The following is a 6,000-nucleotide window of genomic DNA, read 5'->3' on the forward strand; positions in this document are numbered from 1 at the left end:
AAGAATTGACAAAGTGAATTTTATTTGAAAAAATAATATTGATGGTGATTTATTTGAGGTGAGGATAATGATTTCTGATAAAGTGAAATTAACGGCCAAAGATATACTTGACAAAGAGTTTAAGAGTGGAATGCGTGGATACAAGCCAGAAGATGTAGACAAATTTCTAGATTTAATTATCAAAGATTATGAAACATTTCATCAAGCTATTGAGGATCTTCAGCAAGAAAATCTAAAGCTGAAAAGACAAGTAGATGAAGCAAGCCGTAAAGCACCACCAGTACAGCAGCAAACTGGAACAACTAACTTTGATATTTTAAAAAGATTATCCAATTTGGAAAAACATGTTTTTGGAAGTAAGCTCTATGATTGATAGTTAGTACATATTCAATTATAGGGAAAAACGAAAAATTCAAGGGAAACTGTTGCATTATTTGAATTTATTGAATGGATTCTTTTACAAATACTTCCTCTTGAAATCCATTATTATTTCTACTATAATTAGATATTGTTGATTCCTTTTATAGCGTTTGGGTAATCGCTGCAACGTTTGTTGTAGAGGAAAGTCCATGCTCGCACGGTGCTGAGATGCCCGTAGTGTTCGTGCCTAGTGAAGTCATAAGCTAGGGCAGCTAATACTAGCTGACGGCAGGGAAAACACCTAAGTCTTTTAGATACGGTGTGAATACTTTGAAAGTGCCACAGTGACGAAGTCCTGTTAGAAATGGCGGGAGTGGAACGAGGTAAACCCCACGAGCGAGAAACCCAAAATTTGGTAGGGGAACCCTCTTGGAGAAATTGAACGAAGAGAGGGACAGAAGGTATACCCTTTTGTAGATAGATGATTACCACCGGAGTACGAGACACCAGTCGTTTGTAGTACAATGGAACAAAACATGGCTTACAAAACGCTATTTTGGGCAAGGAATTACATTTACAATAAAATTCACTAAGTGACTGATACATTTAGGAATTCACACAATTCCTTTGAGTATCAGTCCTTTTTATTTATACTATATAGTAGCGTTGGTAAATTTTACGACAAGTATTATTACATACATACGAACAAAAAATGTTTATAGAGGTGAAGACATTGACTAAATATACATTGATAGCAACTTCAGCTATGGGATTAGAGTCTATTGTTGCCGCAGAAGTACGTCAATTGGGCTATGAGTGTCAAGTTGAAAATGGGAAAGTCATTTTTCAAGGAGACGAAAGTGCGATAGCGCGTGCAAACCTATGGTTGCGAACAGCAGACCGTGTCAAAGTATTAGTTGGTGAATTTAAGGCATATTCTTTTGATGAGCTATTTGAGCAAACGAAAAAGTTACCTTGGGAAAACTATCTTCCTGAAGATGCTGAATTCCCGGTGCAAGGAAAATCAGTAAAATCGAAACTTTACAGTGTTTCTGATTGTCAGTCTATTGTAAAAAAAGCGATTGTTGAACGATTAAGGATGCATTACAATCGGACTTCTTGGTTAGAAGAGAGTGGTTCTTTATTTAAAATAGAGGTAGCACTTCATAAAGATGTTGCCACTATTACATTAGACACTAGTGGGCAAGGTTTACATAAGAGGGGTTATAGAGTTGGTCAAGGAGAGGCACCGCTAAAAGAAACCTTAGCAGCAGCTCTTATCCAGTTGACAACATGGAACGCTGATAGGCCATTTGTTGATCCATTTTGCGGGTCTGGAACAATAACAATTGAAGCAGCACTTATTGGACAAAATATTGCTCCAGGTTTTAATCGAGACTTCTTAGCGGAGGAGTGGCCATGGATTTCAGCTGATGTTTGGAATAAGGCAAGAATGGAAGCGGAAGATCTGGCTAAGTATGATCAACCTCTTGATATTTTAGGAACAGATATTGACCATCGAATGATTGAGATTTCTAAAGAAAATGCTTTAGAAGCAGGTCTTGGTGATTTGGTAAAATACAAGCAAATGCAAGTAAGGGATTTTCATTCAGATAAACAGTATGGTGTAATTGTTGGGAATCCACCATATGGCGAGCGCCTTGGTGAACGTAAAGAAGTGGAAAGAATGTATGAAGAAATGGGAAGAGCCTTTAAGCAGTTAGACACATGGTCGGTTTATATGATGACGTCACATGAAGGCTTTGAACAATTTTACGGGAAACAAGCAACGAAAAAAAGAAAGCTGTTCAATGGCTTTATTAAAACGGATTATTATCAATACTGGGGAAAACGTCCTCCACGTAAACGTTGATGTATCAAGGGTTTGAGAGGATTTTAATAATCGGTGCTTTGTTAAACTAAAGTATCAATTTTAGATCACGTTCTTTTCTGTGGATACACAGGAGAGGATGTGGTCTTTTTTGTTGCTCAAATATGCAATAGGGGATTTTATTCAAGAAAAGCAGTTTAATAATTTATCCAATTACACAATTACCACATACAGAAGAAATTTAACAGAATTTCAAAATTATTGTTTAAACGAAAAAGTAATCAATGTAAATGATATTACAAGGGTATTGGTTAAGTCTTATTTGAATTATGTGCGTGAAGAAAAAAACAACAAAGTTAGCACATTGAATAATAAAATCCGATCACTGAAATCATTCTTCAATTTTCTGATTGATGAAGAGATATTAGAGATTGACAATCCCATGAAGAAAATTAAGCAAGTTAAAGAAGAAATAAATATCCCTATACCTACAGAAGAACAGATTACGAAAATAATTAGATATTACGAGAGATATACAAGGAAAAGTCCATTTGTAGGCATCCGAAACAGACACATCATTATTACATTAATTTCGGTTGGAATTCGCAGGTCTGAGTTGGCGACCTTAAAATGGTCAAACGTGAACTTTATACAAAATACTATTTCTGTCTTTGGTAAGAAAAGAAAGCTAGTGTCATCACCAATGAGCAACAAGCTAAAAAATGAGATGGCAGCCTACAAAGTATTCTGTGAACAATACTTCGGGAAACTACCTGAGTATGTATTTTGTACAAATAAAGGAAAGCAAATGAGTATTGAGGGAATCACTACTATTTTTAAGCGTCTTGCTAAGATAATGGACTTTGATACTAGGCTATCAGCTCACAGTTTTAGGCATGTTTTCACTAAGCAAGCTTTACAGAGTGGTTTAGACGTAGCCAGTTTAAAAGCGATGCTTCACCATGAGAATTCAGCGATGGTGTTCCGTTATGCGAATATGTGGGGAACAGCATTACATGAGTTAAATGAGAAGCACAATCCATTAAATAACTTTGATATTGACTAGGAGGCTGTATAACGTGGGCAAAGACCAAAAGGTACTAGAAGACATAATCAACTATTCCAACCGAATTATCGCATTAGAAGACCGTCTAGGCGATGGAATGATTGAAGTTGCTAAAGAAATATTAAATATCATCAACAAATCAGATAAATAAACGGAAAATTAAACACAAAAAAAGAGCAGTAGCACCACCAATGCTTTCTGCTTTTGTAAGTCCGAAAAGACTCACTCAAATCGTTAATACTATTATATCCTAACTCGAAAAAAATGTAAATAAGTTAGGTGTATTTAGTAATCTCAAAAACGAGTCTTCTTTCGGCAAATTGAAGGGAGATCTTTTTATCATGCAACAATCTAATATCACTACATTTCAATCATTAAGTCAATTTTCTTCACTCAAAGACTTTAATAACAATATTGAAGCATTCCTTAGTATACACAAAAAGGATTTTACTACCTCAGAATTGCATTGTTTTAAAGCCCTTTCTCGATTCGCTGTGAAGGTTTTAGGAGTTTCTAATATCTCCCATCAATAAACTACTCAAAGCCGTTTCAGATAAGTTTAAAAAGGTATCTGAAAGCACATTTCATCGTTTCAAACGTAAAGCAATTAAGCTTGGTATTCTTTCTGTAAAAACTCTATCTAGATCAAATGGTAGTCAATCATCTAACCTATGGATTTGGAACAGATTTTTAAATAATGACACCCCCAAGAATGAGGGAATTAGCCAAGGAACACCGTCAAATCAACAAACTGAAAATAAGGGTGTGACATCCCCTAAAACTGTCCAGAATTCTAAAACTAGCAATATATTAAATAAATGTATAGGCAAGCTATCCGAATCTCCTCAACCTACATTTGTTTCAGATTGGGTTAACAAAGAATTCTCCAAGCTTAGTCTATGCTTTTTCCAACCAGAACAAGTAGAAGAGCTTTGGAAAATTGAACTGCCCCCTGTCAAGTAGACAGTGGAAATAATAAAAAACGATTTAAGCGGCTTTAGCCCTGTATTCAACAGGACTAAGGCCGTTTAGTTTTTCTTGATATCTTTCATAATTGTAGAAGTAAATGTATTCATCGATTGCATTTGAGAGATCCTCAAATGACTCATACTTATGTAAATAATACTTCTCACATTTGAGAGTTCCCCAAAACGATTCCATTGGTCCGTTATCAATACATTTTCCAACTCGAGACATACTGTGAGTCATTTCTGCTTTATCTATCCTTCGTTTAAACCCATGTGAGGTGTATTGGAACCCACGGTCACTATGAATAAGTGGATGTTCCCCATCTAATAGATTAGTAGCTTGATCAAGTGTCTTAAATACAAGTTTATTATTATTGGAATGTCCTAAAACATAGCTCACAATCGAGCCATCATGCAAATCCAGAATGGCGCTTAAATAAGCTTTCTTTGAGGAACCATATTTGAATTCGGTGACATCCGTTACCCATTTTTCATTTGGTTTTTCAGCTGTAAACTCACGATTCAATATATTCTCTGTAACGTGATGGGGATTTGTACGTTTATATCGCTTCTTCTTTCTACGTATAACGGATTGAATCCCGTCAACTTTCATTAGCCTGTAAATACGTTTATGATTAAAATTCTGATCAAATTTTCGATTGATATTTACGTTCATTCGGCGGTAACCATAGATACCCTCCACTTTCTCATGTAGAGCTTTCATCTCCCTTATGATTTCTTCATTCTGAAGTTCTCGAGAGGAAGGGGTACGTTTTAACCATTTATAGTAAGCAGCTCTCGAAATATCTGCGATGCCACATAATAAGACGATACTTAGATCCTCTTTCTCATGAAGTTCCTTGATTACGATATATTTATCTTCAAATCTTACTTGGCTTAATTTCGCCTCCTTTCGATCTCCTCTAACTTTTTTAAGAATGCATTCTCCGCACGTAAACGTTCATTCTCTTTCTCGATTCGACGCATTTCTAACTTCATTTTTTCTTCGGAAGTTAATTCTTCTTCCTTTTTAGAACGTCCTCGTCTATCCTGTAACGCATCCCATCCACCATCTTTGTATTTACGTACCCATTGATATACTTGTTGGTAAGACACTTGATGGTTCTCCGCAGTTTGTTGATAATCCTTCCCATTCGCTAAGGCATCTTGTACAATCTCAATTCGTTCTTTCCAAGTCGTTTCTCTCCCTTTAGTCATAGAGCCCGTCCTTCCCTTTGCCGTATCCTTTAATTCTCTATGACCATTATACTTCTTTATCCATTTTCGGAGTACTGATGTGCTAGAAATTCCATACTTACGAATGATCTCACGTTGAGAATATTCCCCTAATATATAATCTCCTACAGCTGCTTGTTTTAAATCTTTAGAATATGCCTTCCATATCCTTGAATCCTCCAACCCATTGAGACCGTATTTCTCATACTTCTCAGCCCAATCATATAGAGTCACATCTGCAATTCCATATTTTGAACATAATTCTTTTAACGTATAATCTTCATTCTTGTATGCCTTTAACACTTCATACTTAAACTGACTAGAGTAAAATTTACATTTATCGGACATAAAAAACTCCCCTTAAGGGGAGCATATCAAAGTGATTCAAAGCTCAATCTTTAGAGAAGGCTTGATGAGTAAGTTATACATACTATTACTTATTGGTGCTGTTTACATGATAGATAAATTAGTCCCAGATACAGGATATATAGGTGATGGTGTAACCATTGCATTTGTGATAAATGAATTTATTTCCATAA

Annotated in this window: 7 protein-coding genes and 1 other RNA gene; 7 read left to right on the forward strand and 1 reads right to left on the reverse strand. The window is 35.7% G+C overall.

The features are described from left to right. The first annotated feature begins 67 nt into the window (after window positions 1-67). The 6 genes from gpsB (at window position 68) to ACFSUL_RS10370 (ending at window position 3,790) form a co-directional block, all read left to right on the forward strand. Window positions 68-373 (forward strand): cell division regulator GpsB, encoded by a 306-nt coding sequence (gpsB, locus tag ACFSUL_RS10345; RefSeq protein ID WP_377935091.1) that lies wholly within the window; start codon window positions 68-70, stop codon window positions 371-373. Between the two features lie 153 nt (window positions 374-526). After that, window positions 527-909: RNase P RNA component class B (rnpB, locus tag ACFSUL_RS10350), an RNA gene on the forward strand. A 184-nt stretch (window positions 910-1,093) separates the two neighbouring features. Beyond that, on the forward strand, window positions 1,094-2,233 hold the full coding sequence (locus ACFSUL_RS10355) for a THUMP domain-containing class I SAM-dependent RNA methyltransferase (protein ID WP_377935093.1): 1,140 nt from the start codon (window positions 1,094-1,096) through the stop codon (window positions 2,231-2,233). A gap of 109 nt (window positions 2,234-2,342) precedes the next feature. Further along, the gene (locus ACFSUL_RS10360) at window positions 2,343-3,257 is read left to right on the forward strand and encodes a tyrosine-type recombinase/integrase (RefSeq protein WP_377935095.1); all 915 of its coding nucleotides are present in this window, start codon (window positions 2,343-2,345) and stop codon (window positions 3,255-3,257) included. Between the two features lie 13 nt (window positions 3,258-3,270). After that, a complete protein-coding gene (locus ACFSUL_RS10365) occupies window positions 3,271-3,408 on the forward strand; it encodes a hypothetical protein (protein ID WP_377935097.1) in 138 nt (45 codons plus the stop codon). Between the two features lie 190 nt (window positions 3,409-3,598). Next, on the forward strand, window positions 3,599-3,790 hold the full coding sequence (locus tag ACFSUL_RS10370) for a hypothetical protein (RefSeq protein WP_377935099.1): 192 nt from the start codon (window positions 3,599-3,601) through the stop codon (window positions 3,788-3,790). A gap of 454 nt (window positions 3,791-4,244) precedes the next feature. On the opposite strand, the gene ACFSUL_RS10375 is transcribed toward ACFSUL_RS10370, so the two are convergent. Further along, window positions 4,245-5,809, reverse strand: a protein-coding gene (locus ACFSUL_RS10375) for an IS3 family transposase (protein ID WP_377935101.1) whose coding sequence is annotated in 2 segments (ribosomal slippage) — window positions 4,245-5,170 and window positions 5,170-5,809 — 1,566 coding nt in all. Because the reading frame shifts where the segments join, the coding sequence is not laid out codon by codon here. A gap of 31 nt (window positions 5,810-5,840) precedes the next feature. On the opposite strand from ACFSUL_RS10375, the gene ACFSUL_RS10380 reads away from it, so the two are divergent. Then, a partial coding sequence (locus ACFSUL_RS10380; protein WP_377935109.1) for a phage holin family protein occupies window positions 5,841-6,000 on the forward strand: 160 nt, incomplete at its 3' end.

It is taken from the genome of Bacillus seohaeanensis (genome assembly GCF_042684945.1).
In the GTDB taxonomy this organism is placed as follows: Bacteria; Bacillota; Bacilli; order Bacillales; family Bacillaceae_B; genus Rossellomorea; species Rossellomorea seohaeanensis.

Excerpts from the sequence above, each read along its gene's own strand:
- ACFSUL_RS10370 (WP_377935099.1), top strand. The coding sequence starts at position 3,599 with ATGCAACAATCTAATATCACTACATTTCAATCATTAAGTCAATTTTCT.
- gpsB (WP_377935091.1), top strand. The coding sequence starts at position 68 with ATGATTTCTGATAAAGTGAAATTAACGGCCAAAGATATACTTGACAAA.